Annotated in this window: 2 protein-coding genes; both read left to right on the forward strand. The window is 67.8% G+C overall.

The window, feature by feature from the left end; translation table 11 throughout:
* Positions 1-194 precede the first annotated feature (194 nt).
* Positions 195-1,616, forward strand: coding sequence for a DUF1501 domain-containing protein (locus ACIRDX_RS22745; protein WP_396627696.1), 1,422 nt, complete (start codon positions 195-197; stop codon positions 1,614-1,616).
* 103 nt (positions 1,617-1,719) lie between these two features.
* The coding region (locus tag ACIRDX_RS22750; RefSeq protein ID WP_396627697.1) for a phytanoyl-CoA dioxygenase family protein at positions 1,720-2,619 on the forward strand (900 nt) is incomplete at its 3' end.

The raw sequence follows: 2,619 nt of genomic DNA on the forward strand, positions 1-2,619 counted from the left end.
GCTAGGAGCTAGGAGCTCGACTGCCCGAATGCGCAATGGACTCGTGAGCTTCCGAGCCCCCAGCGCCCAGCCCCTGCTGAAGACGAGACCGACGATGAACGACCGAAGGGATAGACAGGCCACAGGCGACGGGCCGCAGGCGACCTCCTCCTCAGGTAGCCTGTAGCCTGTAACCCGTAGCCCCGAAGACTCCGATGAACGATCTGAAGGCAGTCACTCGACGCCACTTCTTCCGCCAGGCGGCCGGCTTCGGCATCGGCGGGGCGGCGCTCGCCTCCCTGATGCAGGAGCAGCTGTTCGCGCAGGCGGCGCGGCAGATGGCCCCTGTCGTCGCCCCGAAGGCCAAGCAGGTGATCTTCCTGTTCATGGCTGGCGCGCCGTCGCAGCTCGACCTGTTCGACAACAAGCCGGCGCTGCGCAAGTACGACGGGCAGGAGATCCCGGCCGAGATCGTCAAGGGCGAGCGCTTCGCCTTCATCAAGGGCACGCCACGGCTCCTCGGGTCGCCCTACGAGTTCCGGCGTCATGGCAAGTCTGGTCAGGAGATCTCCGACCTGCTGCCCTACACGGCCAGGATTGCCGACGACATCTGCATCGTGAAGTCGATGTCGACGACGCAGTTCAACCATGCGCCGGCGCAGATCTTCATGAACACAGGGCACCAGGTGATCGGGCGCCCGAGCATGGGGTCGTGGCTCTCGTACGGCCTCGGCTCCGAGTCGAAGGACCTGCCCGCCTTCGTGGTGCTGATCTCGGGCGAGAACAACCCCGATGGCGGCAAGTCGTGCTGGGGCTCCGGCTTCCTCCCGACGGTGCACCAGGGCGTCGAGTTCCGCGGCGGCGCCGATCCGGTGCTGTTCGTCTCGAACCCGGCGGGCGTCGACGCGCCGTTGCGCCGGGCCTCGCTCGATGCCCTGAAGGACCTCAACGGCATGCGGCAGTCGAGTGTTGGCGACCCGGAGATCGAGACGCGCATCAATGCGTACGAGCTCGCCTACCGGATGCAGACGAGCGTACCCGAGCTCACCGACATCTCCGACGAGCCCCAGGCCATCCACGACCTCTACGGCACGCAGCCCGGCCAGACCTCGTTTGCCAACAACTGCCTGCTCGCCCGTCGCCTGGTCGAGCGGGACGTGCGCTTCGTGCAGCTCTACCACCGCGGCTGGGACACCCACGGCGCGAGCTTCGGCGACGACGTGATCGAGAAACTGCCGCACCTGTGCCGCCAGACCGACAAGGCCGCCGCGGCGCTGGTGACCGACCTCAAGCAGCGTGGCCTGCTCGACTCGACGCTCGTCGTGTGGGGCGGCGAGTTCGGGCGCACGCCGATGAACGAGGCGCGCAACGGCTCGAAGTTCCTCGGCCGCGACCATCACCCGCGTGCGTTCACGATGTGGATGGCCGGCGGCGGCATCAAGCCGGGCATCACGTACGGCGAGACCGACGAACTGGGCTACAACATCACGAAGGATCCCGTGGAGGTGCACGACCTGCACGCGACGATGCTGCACCTGCTGGGCATCGACCACGAGAAGCTGACGTACAAGTTCCAGGGCCGCGACTTCCGCTTGACCGACGTGCACGGGAAGGTGGTCAAGGGGTTGCTGGCGTAGGCCGACGGTAGGGCGCGGTGTCCCCACCGCGCCGCTGTGGATTGCGGCCGCGTGGGACACGCGGCCCTACCTCACCCGGGGAGGAACGTCCGTGCAGATCTCGATGAACGAGCACAGCCACCCGACGTCGCATGTGACGCAGGTGCAGCTGAAGGACATCCGGAAGCGCCTGCCGCTGCGCGTGCTGTCGGAGGCCGACTGGCAGCACTGGATCACGCAGGGCTACGTGATCGTGAAGCAGGCCGTGCCACGCGAGAAGGTCGACCGGCTCGTCGATCTGCTGTGGGAATTCGACGAGAAGGACCCGCGCGATCCCGCCACGTGGGAGGCGCCGCAGCGGCGCGATCACGCGATGCGCGAGCTGAACCACACGGGGATGCTCGAGATCTACAACCACCAGTTCCTGTGGGACACGCGCACGGACCCGCGCGTGTACGACGCGTTCGTCGACATCTGGGACCGCGAGGACCTGTGGGTGACGATCGATCGCGCGAACCTGAACCTGCCGAAGGCGGTGAAGGGCAACCCGAACGGCTTCATCCACTGGGATGTCGACACGTCGAAGCGACCGCTGCCGATCGGCGTGCAGGGCGTGCTCAGCCTCGCGCCGCAGGACGAGGAGGTCGGCGGCTTCCAGTGCGTGCCGGAGCTGTTCTCGGGGCTCGAGGCGTGGGAAGCCACGCAGCCGGCCGACCGCGACCCGATGCACCCCGACACGACCGGCCTGCGCATCGTGAACGTCTCGATGGAGGCCGGCGACCTGCTGATCTTCAACTCGCTGCTGGCCCACGGCGTGCGCCCGAACCACTCGGTGAACCGCCCGCGCATCGCGCAGTACGTGGCGATGCACCCGGCCGAGTGGGACAACGAGTCCGAGCGCCTCGAGCGCATCCGCCTGTGGCGCGAGCTGGATCACCCGCAGCGCCCGGCCTTCCCCGGCGACCCGCGCGAGTGGGAACGCCAGCACGCGACCACTGCCACGCTCACCCCCCTCGGCGAGAAG

Origin of the sequence: Luteitalea sp., assembly GCF_044337415.1 — a bacterium.
Taxonomy (GTDB): domain Bacteria; phylum Acidobacteriota; class Vicinamibacteria; order Vicinamibacterales; family Vicinamibacteraceae; genus Luteitalea.

What these genes read in the sequence shown, in the direction of transcription:
- ACIRDX_RS22745 (WP_396627696.1), top strand. Translation starts at nt 195, where the DNA reads ATGAACGATCTGAAGGCAGTCACTCGACGCCACTTCTTCCGCCAGGCG.